This is a genomic window from Elusimicrobiota bacterium (assembly GCA_040757695.1).
Taxonomy (GTDB): domain Bacteria; phylum Elusimicrobiota; class UBA8919; order UBA8919; family UBA8919; genus JBFLWK01.
The window spans coordinates 1-18832 of the sequence record JBFLWK010000018.1 but is presented as its reverse complement, the minus strand read 5'-3'; the positions used below and the strand labels follow the sequence as shown (position 1 = coordinate 18832).

Sequence of the window (18832 nt, the reverse complement as noted above, 5' to 3'; positions counted from 1 at the left end):
AAGAACCTGTCACCTGTTTCTCGGTTCTGATTCAGTTTTAAATTTATTCAATAAGCCGTTTGAAATAATCTTTGATGATTGGTTCATATTTTTGCGGATATTTCTGACGAAGTGATTCAATTATTGTTTCTCTGAATTCTTTAGGTGGCTTGTAATCGTCTAAAGATGGTATTTTTACATAACCGGTTCTGAAGCCGGTATAGCCACCTGTACCATTCCCACTCACTCTGACCATACCACTGCTACCCATACCCATTGGTGTAGTGCCGATAGCCAACTGTTTCATTTGGTTTGATGCTTTTTCTAACGAATCTTTGCTGTTGAGCAAATCATCAAGCGCCTTTTTTTCTGAGTCAACCGCAGATGTAGTATTAAAATTAGAAAGTTCATTTGCGGCAATACCCATTGATTTTTCAGAATCAGAGATATTCTTTATTGATTCTCGTGGTATTGAAAGTGTTTGGTATGACAATACCGAAAGTTTATTTTGTAACGCTTGTGTTTTTAGTTGGTTAGTTTGTTGTTTTTCGGCTAATTGGTTGTGTTTGTCCAAATCTGCGTTATTAAACACATCCGTTTTGGGTGGTGAAAAGTTTGTTAATTCATCAAGAATTTCTTGTTCAATTACTTTTGAAATTGAGATATGTTGTTGGGCTTCTTGTAGTGTTACATTTTTTGTTAGATACTCAAGTTCTGCGATAATTTCAGATAGCAACTTTTTTGATTTCTCAATTTTTTCGTCACTAAATTCTTTCAGAACAATATTCATTTGTGTTTCAGGCTGAATATAGAGATTGAATATACTCGGCTGTGTAGTTGTACTTTTTTCAAGAATAGTTTTGGAAGTTTGTAATTCTGCAATCGCCTGTTTCTGTTTTTCAGCCAGTTTTTTGAGCAGTTCTTTCTGGAGTTGTAAAATTTTTTCAAGCCGTTTGGAATCTAATTGTTGTGTATCTGATAGAATACTTTTTTGGGTCTCAATAATTTCGGTCAGATTATGCATAGATTCGTTTAATTTTGCTTCAAGTTCCTTGTATCTGTTATCAGAAACTGATTTGGCTGAATTTTCAACCGCATTAAGAATATCCGAAATTTGTTGGCTGAGTTTTTGGGCAAGTTCTATTGCTTTATCAATATTACCGGCTTGAAGTGTCCATTTCATCTCGTCGGCTGTAAGCCGCATTTCAGTAAGGTTTATCTTTTTTACATTTTCATTATTCGCAAAATCCTGTGGCATTTCGCTCGGTATGCTTGCTACTTTTTCAGCAAGTTGTGTCATTAAATCCGAAAGTTTCTCCATCGCTTTTTGGAGTTGGCGCATTTTCTCTTTTGATGGTTGTTCTCGCAGTTGTTTGAGATTTGCCTGAATATCTGACGAGAAATCATTCATTTCTGCCACAGTGGAGACAATATCTTCCATTTTTTGGTTCTTAATAATATCCTGCGAAAATTTTACCAAGCGTTGAAGTTCGTCTATTATTTCATTCTGGTGTTGCTCAGCAGTAGCAAATTTGTTTTCGGTAAGAGAAGTCAATGCCGAGTTCATTTTATCTTTCTCAAGTGTTGAAAGTGACTGTGCTAAATTTTCATATTCTGTATAAACGAAATATGATGTTAGCGGGTCATTTGCCATTTTTTTGAGTATTGCGGATAAATTAGCGAGTGTTTTGTTGGTTAATTCCTGAGTATTTTTTTGCATTCCTATCGCAGTTTCATAATCCGGAGGAGAGGTTGTAAGTGCTGTTCTGCTTTGGAGTTGACGAGATAAAATCTCCTGTAAAGCGATATTAAACTCTGAAAGTTCGGCTTCTATAATTTTGTGTTCCATCTGATATGATAGAACTTCAAATGTCCATATTTTTGATATACCTGTTTCCGGCGATGGATAGATATTGTTGTCAGTTGCTTCAACTCTATACTGGACAACATCGCCTGGTTTAAGATTCAATTCAGCAATTGAAATCTCGTAATCGTCTAAAACTTTTTGTTGTGGTTTAGGGAATGATTTTATACATGTTCGTTTTTGGAGTGTCAGAAGGTTCATATTGATTTCTGAAATTCCAAAATCATCTTCGGCAGTATAAATAATTTTTAGAGAATCGTTTTCTGAAACCATAACATTACAAGCAGGTGCGAGTATTTCAACAGTTGGTGGGATATTTTTGATAATTTTTATTATGTGTCTTATAGGACTGTTTGTTTCACCATTATCGGCGGTTGCCTCTATCCAATATGCTGACTGGTTTTGTATAATAAATTGCGAAGTAAGCAAATTTTTAGAAATATGCATCGGTATTTTTTCGTTTGTATCAGTCAACAAGAATGCAGTTTTAATTTTTTTGTTTGATTTTGCAGTAACCTTTATTGTTGTTCCAACAGGCGCTCCTATATCAGGCTCCACCCCCTCGTCAGTTATTTTATTGGATAACCCTGTATATGGTGGATAGATATATTCTAATTTTATATCTGCGATTACAAGCGGGGATGTAATTTTTATTTTATATTTTGGTGACCTAATATCTTGTGCTTGAACATAATACTCTGTATCTGCCGTGATTTTGTCAATTGTTTCAGTATACTTTCCCAAAACACATCGTTTCATTTTTTTATTACGCCATTCTGAATTATACTCTCTAAAAAAAAGAAACGGTATGATTGATTCTGGTTTAACAGTTGTATAAATGTTAATACTGTCGCTGGTATTTACCGAGATATCACCGGGTAGAACTGAAACTTTTATACTGGAACTGAAAGGCAAAAAATATCTTTTAATCTGGAATGAATTGTAAAACAGTATAAAGTTAACAAAAAGAACAACAAAAACTATAAAAATACTTTTTAATGAACTAAAATTTATAACTGTGTTACTTAACTGAAGCGATATTTTTGATGATGTAATTTTTACAAACTCTTTCGCAAGTTCCGCCGATGTTTCGCTATAATTATTTCTTTCTAATTGAACAGCATTTATCAAATCATCATTCAGTTTGCTATTTTTTTTCTGTATCAGCAGTGCGATATATTCGTCTGCAGTTTGTAAAAAAATAAGTTTTGTAATAATTTTAAGAATCAAAAAAATTAAAAAACCTAATAGTAAGCACCAGATAGAAATCCTAAAATAAACATTAGAAATATCTAAAATATCAGCAAAATAATTTATAAAAAGTAGCAGCAACCCTGCAATAGCCAATTTTAGTATGGTTTCAGCAAGATAATATCCAGCAATTTTCTTTTTTGTAGTTGATATTAAGTTATTTATATCCATTTTTCAGTTGCGTTTTTTTTTGGATTTCAGCAGCGTGTTTATATTCTTTTTCGGCTGCTTTTTGGTTTTTTACACCATACAAAAAAATATCGCCAAGTTTCTGATGCGATTCAGCATCATCTGTTATATCATACACAAGCATACTGTAGCCGATATTTGCAATCGGGTCTTTAGCCCATCTCCCTCCCCCCCCTTTTAGCCAGTCAAACACATGTATATCACCGATATAAATTCCTTGAAAATATGTGGCGCTTATAGCGAGCAGGTCTCTTCTATCCTTTTTTGTATAATCAACATTGTCGGAACATACGGATGTTAAAATATGCTGGCTTTTTATACCCTCGTATTTTGTATCACCTTGACCAAAATAACATTCAATCAGATTCACATTCTTACCGTCAAGATATTTTTTCAACAATTTCAAATCCTGTCCCCAGTCCAGATTTGAGTCAACAAGATATTTATAACCGTTTTTAGACCCGCCAATGAATTCATTAAAATATGCGAGATAGTGTGGATAGGTCTTTACTGAGGAATAAATATGAAAAAGAAGCAAGAAGCAAGAAGCAAGAAGCAAGAAATTATTTTTAATTTTTATTAACCCAGAGAAATAGATAAAAAATAATGGATAAACTGGCAGGATATATCGTAGACCGATTTGTGTTTTTGAGTAAGATGCAGCTACAAAAAATACAACTGCTGGAACAAGCAGAAACATTTTATCAAAATTATCTGCAGGAATTTTTTTGTATAAAAGTATAGAAATTACAATTAGAACTACAACAGGTATCGTAGATTTTATCAAGAATGCTACAAGATAATAATTTCTAAATCCGACCGCAGAGTATTTACCGTGAAGAAATGTCAACGCGCCTTTTTCACCAACTATCCCGAAAACATTTTTTAAGCCATCAATAAATTGGGTAATTGAACCCTGGTATACAACCGCTACTACAAAACTTGCGATAATAAAGATTAGAATTATATTTGCCAGATTTTTTATTCGGTTTTTTTTTATTACTACCAAGAAAACAAAAATCGGTATTAACAAAACTGCTGTAAATTTAGACGAAAACGCCAAGCCAACTGAAATCCCTGTAAGTATAACATTTTTTGATCTATAGGAAAGTATAAAATTAACCACAGATGAACACAGATAAAAAAGATGATGAACACGGATAAGATATCTGTGTTTATCTGTGTCTTGATGTTTAATCTGTGTTAATCTGTGGCTACAATGTTTTCTTGGCGACGGCATATAAAAGTAGTGCCTGAACAGAAACAACGATAGCACAATAAAAAATGTAACACCTAAATCAGTTCCTGCAATTCCTGAAAACGCAAGAATATTTGGTGAGAAACAGTAAAATGAAAGTGCAAGAAGCCCTGTTTTCGCATCGTTAAAAATTGTTACTGACCATAAAAACACGATTATTCCCAGAAAAATTGATAATGCTAAAATTTGCAATCGTGCCAGAAATAAAATTGTGTCTGCGGATAAAATATTTTTATATAAAAACTCTTTGCCAAACGCGTATTTTTCATAAGATATCCATTCTTTTTTTTCTTCTTTTTTTACTGTTACATCTGTAAAAAGAAGTGGGAGTGCAGAAAAAATCCTTAATAACGGCGGGTTCTGGACTTCTATTCTGTAATCGTTATACTTCAAATGATACAGTCCTGCTGATATCTGAAACGGCTCGTCGTAATAGGCGCATTTCTGTTTGGATGAAAAAATTACTTGAACGGCTAAAATCACAAGCAACAGAAATACTAATAATTTTGTTCTCATAATCCTGCGTTTCTGCGTGCTATAAACAGATATTTTTGGGCTTCAGTATGATTTGGATTTATTTGTAATACTTTTTCAAGTTCTTCAACAACTTTTCGCCAGTTTTGTAATTGCCAGTATGCAACTGCCATATTGTAATGTGCATCTGCATAATCGGGTTTAATCTGAACTGCTTTTTGATATTCTGAGATTGCATCATTGAATTTATTTTGTTTTTCATAAACTGTACCGAGATTATTATGAACAATAACCCAGTCGGAAATTATTGACGAAACAACTTCCGGAAATGATTTATACGCTAATGCATCTTTATGCATTTTGGCATAAAACTTTATTGACTGTTTATAATAGTACTCTGTTTTCTCAAAATTATTCATATTCCAGTAAATCCAGCCGAGATTGAAATATACAGCAGGCATATCAGGTTTCAGCAGAATCGCTTTTTCAAAATTGGTTATCGCATCATTAATTTTATTTTGTTTCATAAAAAACATACCGGTTCTAAAAAGCGAATCGGCATATTGTGTAACAATTTTTTGCGAAAAGAAATCTGGATATAGTTCAGATTTTAAAAGTTTTCTTATGATATAAATCTCGCCAAAATCAAGCCCTGTATATCCAGATATTTTTTTGTCCTTGATATTAAATACCAGCCAGTAGGGATAACTAAAAAATTTGGTACCAAGCATCTCGTAATCTTCAACATCATTTGTAAAATAAATGTTTCTGTTTTTGTTCATTGCATAAAATTGCGTGAATGTTTCAGGATTAGCCAGTGATATAACAGTTGTATTTTTATATTTTTTTAGTGTCTCCTGAAACCATAAACTACCTGCGAGTCCTTTTGCGATAACGGCAATATCAGCCCGTTTTTTTTCTACAAACTGTAAATACCATTGAGAAAAAACCTGAATATCTTCACGGGAGATAATTATTGAATTTTCAGGCAGCGACCGGAATACATTTCTTGCAAAATCATAGGCAACAAAATTGAACCGCATATTTTGAGCCCGATAATTTAATACAAACAAACTAATTGGGATTATTAAAAATAATAATATAAATTTTTGGAATTTTGCTGAAATGTAATATATCCCATAACCAAACCAAATCGTAAGCATCAAATCAGAAATTAGATAATGCGGTTCCATAATCGCAAGTGCATGTGGATTAGGTGGCATTTTTGCGATTGCTATAAAAACAGGTCCTGCAATAAAATAAATCAGAGATGTTGAGAGCAAAAAATTTCTGTTTTTTTTGTACAAATCTAAAAATCCTAAAAACATAAATGGAATACCTGCTACTGTAAATAGTTTATAGGTTCTTTTGAGATAAACATTTATTTCAGACGATAAAACATCACTGATTGAATATCTTGTTGAAATTAAGTCAAGTGTTTTGCCATGTGTTTTTCTGGTGATTGTATTAACCAGTGCCTGAACATTATCTGGTTTGTTCCAGTCGAGCACTGGCTGTGTTTTTGACCTGACAGGCAGAAAAAGGTAGATAGAAAAACCAAGAAGAAAGGCAGCCACAGAGGCACAGAGTGACAGAGGCACAGAGTTTTTTGCGTCCCTCCGTTTCTCCGTCCCTCTGTCCCTCGTCCCTCCGTCCCTGATTATCAGATACAAAATTCCCGGTGCAATCAAGACAATATCAATACGATTTCCCATAGCCAGTCCGAATAGAAAAGCAGATAAATTCAGATATGAGATATGAGATAGGAGATATGAAGTATCTCGTATCTTTGTCATTGTGTAGATTATTATTGTAATAAAGAATGTATTTACAGTATACATTTCTGCAACAAGTGAAACAGACCAGAATATCTTAGAAAAAGCCAGGGATAAAGCAACCACGGAGGCACAGAGGGACAGATGCACAGAGTTTTTTGCGTCTCGCCGTCCCTCTGTCTCGCTGTCCCACGTCCCTTTGTCCCTAACTATCAGATACACAATAGAACAGGTTAAAGCGCCAAAAAATGTGCTCATCAAATTGATACGGTATGCGATATTACCAAACGGAATAATTACTGTAAAAATTTTGCCTAACAAGACATACAGCGGATAGCCAGGCGGATGAGCGATACCAAAAGTGTAACAGACGGATGCCATTTCGCCAGCATCACGATAGACAGCAACCGACGGAAAAGCAGTATATGTAAATATCCCAAAAATTGTAAGTATTAAAAAATAAAACATAAAATTCCCTGAAACCCGTTTTTGACAGGATTAACTTCTGTTTTTATCCTGTAAAATAGAGTCCACTTATTCTACGAAACTTTAGTTTCGGTTAAAAACAGCAAACCGATGCTAAAGCATCGTAGAATGTTAGCGAATAGCAAATAGCGAATAGCAAACAGTCGGTGATTTTTAATCACCGTTACTTTAATTCAGTAAAGATTTTATTGGCTTTCTCATACATTGTATTTGCTGAATTCGGTCGGTTTGTTTCAAGATAATAATCGCCGATGGATACATAGAACGAATAAGCAATAATTTTATCGCGATGTCTGAGATTTTGCTGACGCAAAACATATATATCTTCAACCAGTATTGGCGGCAGTTTTTCGGTTAACAAATATAAAAGCCCTGTTTTAGAAAATTTCATATCTGCAAAATAATTTAGGTTTCCAGCATGGTAATATACATTTTTCTTACTTTCTAAAATCATTTTTCGCTCAACCGGCAACCGAACCGCAGTCCGTTCTTTGCCCTTTATCCAAAAATATCTATCGCCGTAAATATTCGGAAAAACACTTGCATTACAATCGTAAATCTTAACCAATGGTTTTCGGTTTTCAACGATTTTTTGGTATGCGAGGATAAAAACAGACTCGTCTGCTTTATCTAAAAAAAGCAATGAATTATTTTTTACTGTATTCAATATATTTTTTCCAAAATCAAAAGATAAAAAATTGTTTCTTAAATTATTTTCAGCGAAATTTGTTCGGAGTTGAAAAACCAAAATCGCCAATATAAGCAGATAACTAAATCTGGTTTTTTTAACTATAAAAATTATGCCAGAACCAAGCCAGATTGTAAATACAAGCGTTGATGGAATATAAAATGGTTCTAACAAATCGCGTGTATAAATATCTACGGGCTTATTTGCTAAAAATATAAAAAATGGACCGACAAAACTAAAAACAAGAACTAAAAACCAAAAAGATTTTTTAGCTTGTTTGTAATTCACAAAAATTCCTAAAATACCAACAAGAAAACCAAAAATTGTGAATGATTTTATAAAGTTTCTAATAAATTCCAATATTTGCTGAATGAATAAACTCATCGGTCGGCTCAAGAACCCGCCTTTTTCTTCAAGATGTAAAACACCACCATAACCGGTTCTGAACACAACTCTAAAAAAATTTGTAAGATTTTCCGGGTTGTCCCAATCAGCAATTGGATTCTGTTGCGAACGAAGTAGAAGGTAGAGATATACAGAAAAACCCAGCAAAAAAAAGCAGATAAGAGATAAGAGATTAGAGATTAGAGATGACTTCTTACTCTTATCTCTTATCTCATATCTCATATTCTTTACTATCCAATACACAATTCCGGGAATCAAAAGCACAAGTGTATGGTGGTCACCGAGCCCCAGTCCGAATAGAAAGGCAGGGTGTAGGGTGTAGGGTGTAGGGTGTAGGAAAAGATAAATTAGCAATGCAACAAAAAAAGCATTCAAAGTATAAACCTCTGCAATGGTTGATTGCGACCAGAGCGGATTTGAAAATGCCAGACAAAAAGCAGCGGTAGAAGGTAAAAGGTAAAAGGTAAATGGTTTTCCGTCTACCGTCTCACGTTTACCGTCTACCATTTTTTGTAGTATCAAATATACAACTCCACAAGTTAAAGCGCCAAAAAATGTGCTCATCAAATTGATACGGTATGCGATATTACCAAACGGAATAACTACTGTAAAAATTTTGCCTAACAGAACATACAGCGGATAGCCAGGCGGATGAGCAATGCCTAAAACATTACACGCAGTTGTAAGTTCACCGCTATCACCTGAATATACCGTCGGACAGGATGTTATTAAATATATTCCAAAACTGACAAAAAAAGTAATTATCATTTCTTTAACATTGCCAGATATTTTTTTGCCTGCTGGTGGTTGGGATTCAGTTGCAATACCGTCTCAAATTCGGATATTACGCCTGCCCAGTTTTTGAGTTTCCAGTAAACCACACCGAGGTTGTAATGTGCATCTACATAATCATATTTTAACGAAATTGCTTTTTTATATTCAGAGATTGCAAGTTCATCTTTGTTTAGCCGTTCATAAACAACGCCAATGTAGCAATATGGCTCTGGCATATTAGGACTTATGGATGATGATTCTTTATAAAGTTCAATTGCTTCATTATATTTTTCTGACTGAAATTTTTTATAGCCCGATTCCAAATAGATAAAAGCCAGATTTACTTTTATGTTCTCATCAAATGGATTTGTTTCAATTCCTTTTTTGAATTTTTTGGTTGCATCGTCAATAAACCCCTTTTCTTTCAGTGCAATACCGATATTATTATATACCCATTCTACATCACCGCCTATATCTACAGCATTATCAAATTCTTTCAGCATCATAGCATTATTTTTAGTTAAAAAATAATTTTCTGCAAGAAAATAATGATACTGTGCTGCAATATCTCTTAAAAGATATTCAGCCAAAAAATTTTTGTTATCTATTTCACGGATAGTATAAAAATTCCACATACTGTAATTTTGCGTCAACAGTTTTGCCCTGAAAACTATTCCGTTAATTTCGTGTTTTACATCTTTTAAGTTAGAAAAACTGCTACCGAGCGAAAAACAAACAGGTCTTGACTGCTTTAATAGTTCTCGCTGGATATATTCGCGTCTTTCTCGTTTCTGTTCTTTTGTAAGTTGAAAAAAATCGTCACCAAAAACATTCTTGAATAAGAGACCGGTATCGGTATAACAGTTCACATCCTTCCGTTTTTTTAAACACCATTGCTGGTATGACAGAAGGAACATCTGGTTATCGCCTGACGAAAAAAAATGCGAGCTTTCAGGAAGTGATTTCAAAATATTTGATGAATAATCAAAAGCGATAAAATTATTTCGTTTGTTGTTGTAACTAAAGTTTGATATAAGCGGTAAAACAATAGCAGGCAGAAGAAAAACGGGCTTAACATATTTTGTGAGATATAAAATCCCAAAATACAACCAAACTGCCATTATCGTGTATGCTGGTAAAAAATATACCTCAACCACAGATGCCTGTTGCGGATTGAACTGGAATTTTAATAACAAAATCAACCCTAAACTGTTTGTTAAAAATAAGGCGCCAGTAAAAATACAAATTTTTTTTGCTGATTTCCATAAACTTACCAAGCCCAAAATTACAAAAGGCAACAAAAAAAATGTGAACTGCTCTCCAGCAAGTTTCAGAAAATGTTTTGCAAACTGGATTTTTGTCAATAGTGTTACCGTCTGACCGAATTCAAATGTTTTATACTGTACTCTTCTTATCTGTGCGACAAAATTACTAAAAATTTCAGTATCACCCCAGTCCATAAACGGCTGCGCTGTAGAACGAACAGGCATAAAAAACATTATGGTTAAGCCACACAGTAAGAATATAGAAGCGGTAAAAAATCGTTTCCAAAAACTCTTTTTATAAAACAAATCCTGCCAGTATAAAACCAAAAAAGCAGGCAATACCAATCCGGTAATATAATGCCCTGCAATTCCGATACCAGCAATAAACGAAAAAAGATAGATGGCTAGATGGTTAGATGGATAGATAGATAGATAAATAAGTAAAACAACAAAGAATGCATTCAATGTATATATTTCTGCAACAACTGCCTGTGCCCAGAATGTCTTGGAAAAAGCAAGTGCTAACGCACAGATAAGAGATGGGAGATAAGAGATGGGAGTTCTGTCTTTACTCCTATCTCCTATCTCATATCTCATATCTTTTGTTATTAGATACACAAGGCAACAGGTTAAAGCGCCAAAAAATGCGCTCATTAAATTTACGCGATATGCGATATTACCAAATGGAATAATTACTGTAAAAATTTTGCCTAACAAGACATACAGCGGATAACCAGGTGGATGAGTAATTCCTAAAGTATACGCAGCAGTTGCGAACTCGCCGCTATCACCGACATAGACCGTCGGACACAATGTCAGAAGATACAGGCATAACGATAAAAGAAAAATTATATTCATAAAAGTCCGCTTCGTCGTCTTAAATACCACTCCAGCGAAACCAACAAAATCAAGATAATATAAGTTAACGGTTTATTCCAGATATTTATATCATACAGGAAATCAGAATCTGTTGTTCGCGGCTTAATTTTTAGTTGAGATATTTCAAATTGGTCTATTACTAAAAATTCGCCATTAGTTTGGGTTGCAATTTGTTTCATAAACTGGTCATTTATAAAAATATCTGCTGACTCAGTTGAAGTTTCAGAAACAGCAAAAGTTATCTTATCGTCGCCTAAAAATCTTTTGTTATGATATGCACGAGCGTCAAGTTTATATTTACCAGCCGAATTCAGTTCAAGTTGCGTAGTATAATTCCCATCTTCTATATCAGGTATAGCAAAGAAACTTTTTTTGCTGTTATCAGGCATTGTCAGTGATAGTGACACGGTTGCGTTATTTAGCGGTACGAAGTACTCATTATTTACTTTTATTTTGATATTCGCAATATCAGTTGTATTATATCTTTTTTTTGTGATTATTGCTACTTGTTTCATAGAGGTTGCATTTGTTAACCATTTTAGTGATTGTTCAACCAATTTTGCATAACTGTATGGATTTTCACTGCCGAGTGCAAGTCGCCATAACGACGAAGTTGTAACACACATTACCCTGCCTTTGCCTGCTTCTGTAATTGCAATCACTGGTATTTTGGATTTCTCACTTTCAGCCAGCAAGATAGTTTTATCTCGGCTGGTACAGGAGTTTATAGTATCCAATTCAGGCAAACTTTTCAAGATTGAACTGTTTTCAGAACTATCATCTGCAAATTTCAGTATATTGTGTTCAGGTCGCAGAATACTTAATCGGAATCTATCCGGTATAATTTGAGCAGATGGATGAACAGGCAAAATTTCATCTAGCGGTGTGTTCTGATATATTGACATTGCGACATCGCCTGAAAATATTAAGAACGCTTTACCAAACAAACTGACAAAATTTTTTATATTAGTAAGATGCTGAAAATTTATAGGAAATTTGGAATAATTAAAATTATCTAAAATGAGTAAATCAAAATTAAAAATCTCTTTAGAAAAAAGTTCATCCACCGGGAATGGTATCAATGAAAGTTCTGTATCAGGCACAGGAACGATATTTTCCGGGTTTCTTAGAATTATAAACGAGACAAGTTCTATTTTAGGATTACTTTTTAATGCTGCTCTTAAAAATGAATAATTAAACGATGGTTGACCACAAAGATAAAGCACCCGAATCTTTTCTGCTTCTACTTCTAATTGGAACTTTTTTTTGTTATCTGTTATATTTTGCTCGGCTTGATATTGCGGTATTTCTATAGAATATGAAACCATACCAGCTTTTTCAGGTATTATTTCAAATGGTATATCATACAGCCCATCAGTTTTTATATCCAGCGTCTTAGTTTGTAGTAAACCATTTTCGGATTTAAGAAAAACCGAAATTTTTTTACCAGCAAACCCGACGACATTAACTTTTGCTACAATAGTAGCGTTAACATTCCTGAAAATAATATCAGGGATTTCTATTTTACCGATAGAGATATTTTTTTGTATTTGCTGAAGTTCAGGCACAACCGCAAAAATGGGTATTTTTAGCGCAGTCAGTTCATTCAGTATTTCATCAGTTATTCCCGTATCTATATTTTGATTCCCGTCAGAAAACAGAATAATACCATCTAACTCCTTGCCAAGAAAATCCGTTTTTATCCTTTCCAGTGCGCCAACTATATCGGTTCGGGAACCATCTGCTTTTAATGATTCTATCTCGTACTCCGTAAGTGGCGTGATATTTTTTGTCTCATCTGAAAACACAAAAAAAAGTGGTTTAATCCTGGCTGATTTAGTAACCTGTGAAACTATTTTTTTCTTTACTTGTTTGAAACCAAAATTTTTCATACTCGCTGAATTATCAATAAGAACCGCAACAGTAGGGCGCGCTCTTTTTTTATACACCTTTTTTATTGGCTGAAAAATTAGCATTATTATTGCTAAAAAAAGAATGATTCTTAATACAATATGGATGAAATATAGTTTTTTCATTTTAACTTACTTTTTATGAATGGAATATGGACAGCATCTGATTTATAGGTTCCTGATAGTGCGTATATTATGATATTGACTGTTAGTTTTTTGGCTTCCCATCTCTGCTGTTCATCACACGGATAAATATAATTCCCGAGATTGTCACGTTCCCAAGCACCTAATAGGTCATTCTGTGAATATACAATGCAATAACGTTCGCCTATTTTACAGCCCTCTAAAAACCGAGTAGTAATACCTTTTTGTAACAGATAAAATGATTTATATACAGCATCGGTTGTTGGAATTTTTTCAAGCGGATTTTGAGGCGTTATCTTTTTAATTGCATTCCTGATTGCTCTATCAGTTGCAGAATCTCGTCTGCCTGATGTTTCATCAATAAAAATTGTGCCACCACATTGAATATATCTATTTAGTATTTTTATTTCATACTCGCTGAATTGTGGAAATTCGGAATCTGCAGTAATTACCAGAAAAGGCGACCAGAAAAGTTTGTCGTCGGCAATTTGAACAATTCGTCTTTCCGGTATAGTTTTTACACTGGTTGTCATACTAATATATTCAATAATCCGCGACCAAGCAGTTGGTCGGGTATCCCAATTACCAGTGTAGGATAACTGTGTAAAAACGAATTTACCACCTTGTTGACAATAAAGATAGGTAGATAGGTAGATAGGTAGATAGGTAGATAGGAAAAGATTGCCTAACCATCTTACCATCTTGCCATCTTGCCATCTTATACTATTTTTCATTTCATTCTCAAATTTGCAATGACTGTTTCTAATATAACCAGTATCAATAAAACTGATAGAAAATACTTTGTGATTTCGTTCCCGTACAATAATTTTTTTACATTTTTTTCAAGATGTCTATCCGCTAATACTATCCCGACATACAGTTTATCAAGTATTTTTTTGAGTTCTGCTGTATTTATCTTTGTCAGGTCTGACTCGCCACTATGAGTATCTAGATTCACATTACAGAATTCAGTTTTTCTATTTTTATATTTTATTTCATAAACACCCGGCTGGTCAAACACAAAATCAGTCGGTGATTTTACTATTTGGCTGTCGGGCGTAATTATTTCGGTGACTAATAGTATATTTTTTCGTTCAAATTTTTCACCAACCTTTTTTGACTGAATTACAGTATCACTCTGCACCAGATAATCCATAATCCGCTTAATAATAATTGGGAAACTCGGTTTTACAGGAATATCAGAAAAGTTCAGGTTAGCAGATACAGCAAAGACAAAAACATTCTGGTTGTTCTTTATGAGTAATGGTGTATCGTCTGCAAACTTAAAAACTACTTCTGAATCCTTTTCAGGAATTAACAAGAACCGTCGGATGATATTTGTATTTTTAATAATTTCTTCACTATTTGCAGTCAATCCATAATCTGACAGGTTGCCTCCATTCAGGATTTTAGAAATTTCGCCTGGAAGCAGAAACCGTATAGAAGTATTGTAATTATCAATTGATACCTTATCGCCTAAAAAAAATACAAGACAGCCGTTTTTAGAAATAAAGTGGTTTAGTTTCATTGCGGTTGTCTTATCAAAATTAGAAACATTACACAAAAACAATGCTGAATAATCGTCTAACAACTCATTTTCAAACTGGGAATAATTTATGATTTTAACCGTTGCATAATTTGAGAGTGCTGTTTTTAAGAAATAAGTTTCACCCTTAAAATCTGAAAACTGCGGGTTACCGTCAACTAAAAGTATTTTTGGCTTCTGACGAAAATTAAACGCAAAAAAATGTTTGTTGTCAGCTAAAAGTTTATCATTTTCTATTTCTACAAAACAGCGATGGATACCGTTTTCAATATTTTTTAGATTAAATGTTGTGAAAATTGGTTTAGCCGCTTTTGTCTCAAAAAACATATCTTTATACTTTTTAGTATCAATATAAATAGAGCCTGAAATTTTTCTATCTGCGATTGACAGATTTGATATCTCAGCAGATATCTGGTTATTATCTGTTTCTATATTTGATACTGCAAAGTTTTCAGCATTATTATCACCAACATCAACACATATAATTCTATGTTTTTCATTGAATATATCTTTTTTTTCATACCAACCGTTTTTAGCAAAATCGCTTATTAAAACAATCCGTTTTTCATACTGGTTGTTCTGGAAATAGTTTGTCAACCCGTTTATTGCATTTACTGTATCTGTTTTTCTGTATGAAATTTTGGTTTTTTCTAACTCGGTTAATATCAATTGTCTGTCAGTTGTTGGATTTTTTACCACATCTGATAGAGCATCTGAAAAAGAAAAAACTGATATTTGTTCCTGTGGGTTAAGTAATGAGACAATTTTTTTAACAACATCCTTAGCAACGGCAAGGCGAGTTTTACCATCTTTATAATAATCCATTGAATACGAATTATCAATCAGAAAAACTGTCTCAACATTGTTAGATGCTGAAGTATAATGAATCACAGGTCGGGCAAAAATCAAAGTGAGTATAATTATAAGAAGACATCTTATCAATAGCAGTAGATACTGCTTAATTCTGAATTTGTTCACTGACCGCCGTGCCGCAAGTTGTAAAAACCTTAAATCGCTGAAATCTATTCTTTTCGGTTTTTTTCTGGATAGTAAATGAATAAGTATCGGTATAAAAACAGCAAAAAGCCCAATAAGAAATGCAGAATTAAGAAATGACATTTTTCTAAATTATCTTTTCTCTTTTGAAAAGATAATTTGTCAAGGCAACATCCAGTGGAGTTGATGTATCAAAAACAGAGTAATCAATATCTGATTTTTGGAATTCTAACCTATACTTTTCTATAAACTCGGCTACAAGTTTTTGATATTCTTTTCTGATAATCTCCGATTCCGCAATTAAAAAACTTTCATTTTCCATACTTTTAAATAATATATTTCCATCTAAATTTAATATCTTTTCCGTTTTATCCATAATATGAAATACAATAACTTCATTCCTGGCATATCTGTAATTTTTTATTGCCCTGATAATTTTTTCTTGGTCGTCAAACAGGTCTGAAACCAAAATAATTAAAGCCCGTTTTTTGATATTTGTAGAAAAATCCAGAAGCACTTTTGTAATATCGGTTTCGCTGCTGGTAGGCACTAATTCTGAAAGTTCATCAAATATAACAGCAAGATGACTCAAACTTGACCGTGGTGGAATAATTTTTTTCAACTTGGTATCATACACAACCAAGCCGACGGAATCGCCTTGTTTTATCATCAGATATGAAAGTGCTGCAGCGATATAGGAACCGTATTCCAGTTTTGAGATTCCGTTGGACTTATAGCCCATTGAGCCGCTTGTATCAAGTAAAATATACGATTTAAGATTTGTTTCTTCTTCAAACTGTTTTACAAAATACCTGTCGGACTTGCCATACACCTTCCAATCAAGATGTTTTAATTCATCACCAAACGAGTACTCACGATGTTGTGCGAACTCTATAGAATGACCTTTGAAACGGCTTGTATGCAATCCTGATATAAACCCTTCAACGACGAATCGTGCTCTTAATGCCATTGACGATAGTTTTGCTACAACTAATGGGTCAAGATATGGTTTCATTTTTTTACAGCACAGGAAATTATAAAAAGCAACCGCAAATGAACTCGGATAGCCGCAGATAGGTTGTAGAGCATTTGCTCTATATGTTTTGTCGTCGGAATATAGAGCACTTGCTCTATATTCATACTCACCATTCTCATAGTATCAGAAACTGAATCCGATACATTATAGGCGCTCGCAAAGCGAGATGGTTAGTGGTGACAGTTCAGTTTTACTGAAATTTGTAGGCGTGCTTCGATAAATCGGAGAGCATTGCTAACCTCTATTCTCTCTCCTCTCTCTGCTCACCTCTATCCGCTATTTGCTGTTTCGTTATCTTTGTTAACGGAATTGACCGATTAGACCGACTTAAGTGACTAAACCGATTCTACTAATTTTTTGATGATATCTTCTGTTGAAAGCCCTTCTGCTTCTGCGGCGTAGTTCAAAATTAAACGGTGTCTTAATACAGGATATACAACCGCTTTGATGTCTTCAACCGAGACGGTATATCTACCTTCTAAAACTGCTTTGGATTTCCCGGCTAAAATAAGGTTCTGTGAAGCACGCGGACCTGCACCCCAGTTCAACCATTTTTTTGTAAAATCTAACACTGAAATTTTAGGTCTGGTTTGAGAGACAAGTTTAACAACATAGTTGACAACATAATCGCTTACTGGCACTTTTCTTACAATCTCCTGGAGTAGTAAAATCTCTTTCTGGTTCAACATACGCTTGATTTCTGATGATATTATACCTGTTGTTTTTCTGATAATTTCTTTCTCATCTTCCTGTGTTGGATAATCAATATTTATCTGAAAAAAGAAACGGTCAAGCTGTGCTTCCGGTAGTGGATATGTACCTTCTTGCTCTATTGGATTTTGGGTTGCTAAAACAAAAAACGGGCTCGGGAGTGAATATGTCTGTCCTGCAACGGTTACTTTATATTCCTGCATTGCTTGAAGCAGTGCTGACTGCGTTTTAGGTGGTGTGCGGTTGATTTCATCAGCAAGAATTATATTCGCAAAAATCGGTCCTTTAATAAATTTAAAATTTCGTTCACCAGTTGAAATGTTTTCCTGTATCACCTCGGTGCCTGTGATATCTGACGGCATTAAATCAGGTGTGAACTGAATCCGTGAGAATTGCAAATCCAGAATCTGCGAAATTGTAGACACAATAAGCGTCTTCGCAAGCCCGGGTACACCGACAATAAGCGAATGTCCTTTTGCAAAAAGCGAAATCAAAAGCTCATCAATCACATCCTGCTGGCCGACAATAACATTTCTCAACTGCTCAAGGATTGACTTCCGTGCTTCAACCAATTTTTCTACAAGTTTCACATCAGAGATCTTCTCCATACTCACTCCTCAATTTTACACAATTATTTCCTAAAATACTCGTTGCCATTTTTATCAACATAACCTGTTTTACCATTAAGTTTAACTTCAGCAAGACCATTTCTAAAAGATTTAGCACTTTCATATTTCAATGGAATGATTACCTTATCTTTCTTATTGATATATCCCCAGTTACCATTAAGTTGAACAGCAGAAAGCCCTTCACTGAAATTCCAATAATCAACTGATTCATATTTTATTGGAATTACTTCTTTGCCATTCCTGTCTACATAACCCCATTTACTACCGAGTTCAACACTTGATAATCCTTCTCTAAAACCATCTGCACGGTCATACTTGAAAGGAATTACCAAGTTGCCTTTCTTATCTATGAATCCATATTTATTATTCAATGTAACCGGTGCTAATCCTTCAAAGAAAGAACCTGCATAATCAAACTTAAAAGGTATTACTGTTTTACCTTCTTTGTCGACCTGAAAAACGGCTATAAACACTGTTTTTTTGATACGGCTCGTCGGAACCACTATAAAATATATTTGCAAATTCATTCAAATCAAAGGTTTGACCTTTGAAATTGCTCTTTGAATTTTGAAA

Annotated in this window: 12 protein-coding genes; all 12 read right to left on the bottom strand. The window is 34.0% G+C overall.

Annotated elements, in window-relative coordinates:
* Window positions 1–43 precede the first annotated feature (43 nt).
* The 12 genes from AB1349_05075 to AB1349_05020 all read right to left on the bottom strand — a co-directional run bounded on the left by AB1349_05075 (window position 44) and on the right by AB1349_05020 (window position 18786).
* Complete coding sequence (locus tag AB1349_05075; protein MEW6556711.1) at window positions 44–3265, bottom strand: DUF4175 family protein; 3222 nt, start codon at window positions 3263–3265, stop codon at window positions 44–46.
* Window positions 3252–5057 (bottom strand): hypothetical protein, encoded by a 1806-nt coding sequence (locus AB1349_05070; GenBank protein ID MEW6556710.1) that lies wholly within the window; start codon window positions 5055–5057, stop codon window positions 3252–3254. The genes AB1349_05075 and AB1349_05070 overlap by 14 nt, the downstream gene beginning before the upstream one ends.
* A complete protein-coding gene (locus AB1349_05065) occupies window positions 5054–7258 on the bottom strand; it encodes a DUF2723 domain-containing protein (protein MEW6556709.1) in 2205 nt (734 codons plus the stop codon). Before AB1349_05065 ends, AB1349_05070 begins: the two co-directional genes overlap by 4 nt.
* A 181-nt stretch (window positions 7259–7439) precedes the next feature.
* Window positions 7440–9137, bottom strand: a complete 1698-nt coding sequence (locus AB1349_05060) for a DUF2723 domain-containing protein (GenBank protein ID MEW6556708.1) — start codon at window positions 9135–9137, stop codon at window positions 7440–7442.
* Window positions 9134–11266 (bottom strand): DUF2723 domain-containing protein, encoded by a 2133-nt coding sequence (locus tag AB1349_05055; GenBank protein ID MEW6556707.1) that lies wholly within the window; start codon window positions 11264–11266, stop codon window positions 9134–9136. Before AB1349_05055 ends, AB1349_05060 begins: the two co-directional genes overlap by 4 nt.
* Window positions 11263–13323 carry a hypothetical protein gene (locus AB1349_05050; GenBank protein ID MEW6556706.1) on the bottom strand — a complete coding sequence of 687 codons (2061 nt, stop codon included), beginning with the start codon at window positions 13321–13323 and terminating at the stop codon, window positions 11263–11265. The genes AB1349_05055 and AB1349_05050 overlap by 4 nt, the downstream gene beginning before the upstream one ends.
* Window positions 13320–14075, bottom strand: coding sequence for a DUF4159 domain-containing protein (locus AB1349_05045; protein MEW6556705.1), 756 nt, complete (start codon window positions 14073–14075; stop codon window positions 13320–13322). Before AB1349_05045 ends, AB1349_05050 begins: the two co-directional genes overlap by 4 nt.
* Window positions 14072–16006 carry a VWA domain-containing protein gene (locus tag AB1349_05040; GenBank protein ID MEW6556704.1) on the bottom strand — a complete coding sequence of 645 codons (1935 nt, stop codon included), beginning with the start codon at window positions 16004–16006 and terminating at the stop codon, window positions 14072–14074. The genes AB1349_05045 and AB1349_05040 overlap by 4 nt, the downstream gene beginning before the upstream one ends.
* Window positions 16007–16010: 4 nt before the next feature.
* Window positions 16011–16898: a DUF58 domain-containing protein gene (locus AB1349_05035; protein ID MEW6556703.1), complete on the bottom strand. Its 888-nt coding sequence runs from the start codon at window positions 16896–16898 to the stop codon at window positions 16011–16013.
* Window positions 16895–17023 carry a hypothetical protein gene (locus AB1349_05030; protein ID MEW6556702.1) on the bottom strand — a complete coding sequence of 43 codons (129 nt, stop codon included), beginning with the start codon at window positions 17021–17023 and terminating at the stop codon, window positions 16895–16897. The genes AB1349_05035 and AB1349_05030 overlap by 4 nt, the downstream gene beginning before the upstream one ends.
* A 231-nt stretch (window positions 17024–17254) precedes the next feature.
* On the bottom strand, window positions 17255–18238 hold the full coding sequence (locus AB1349_05025) for a MoxR family ATPase (protein ID MEW6556701.1): 984 nt from the start codon (window positions 18236–18238) through the stop codon (window positions 17255–17257).
* Window positions 18239–18261: 23 nt separating this feature from the next.
* Window positions 18262–18786, bottom strand: a complete 525-nt coding sequence (locus tag AB1349_05020; GenBank protein ID MEW6556700.1) for a WG repeat-containing protein — start codon at window positions 18784–18786, stop codon at window positions 18262–18264.
* Window positions 18787–18832 lie beyond the last annotated feature (46 nt).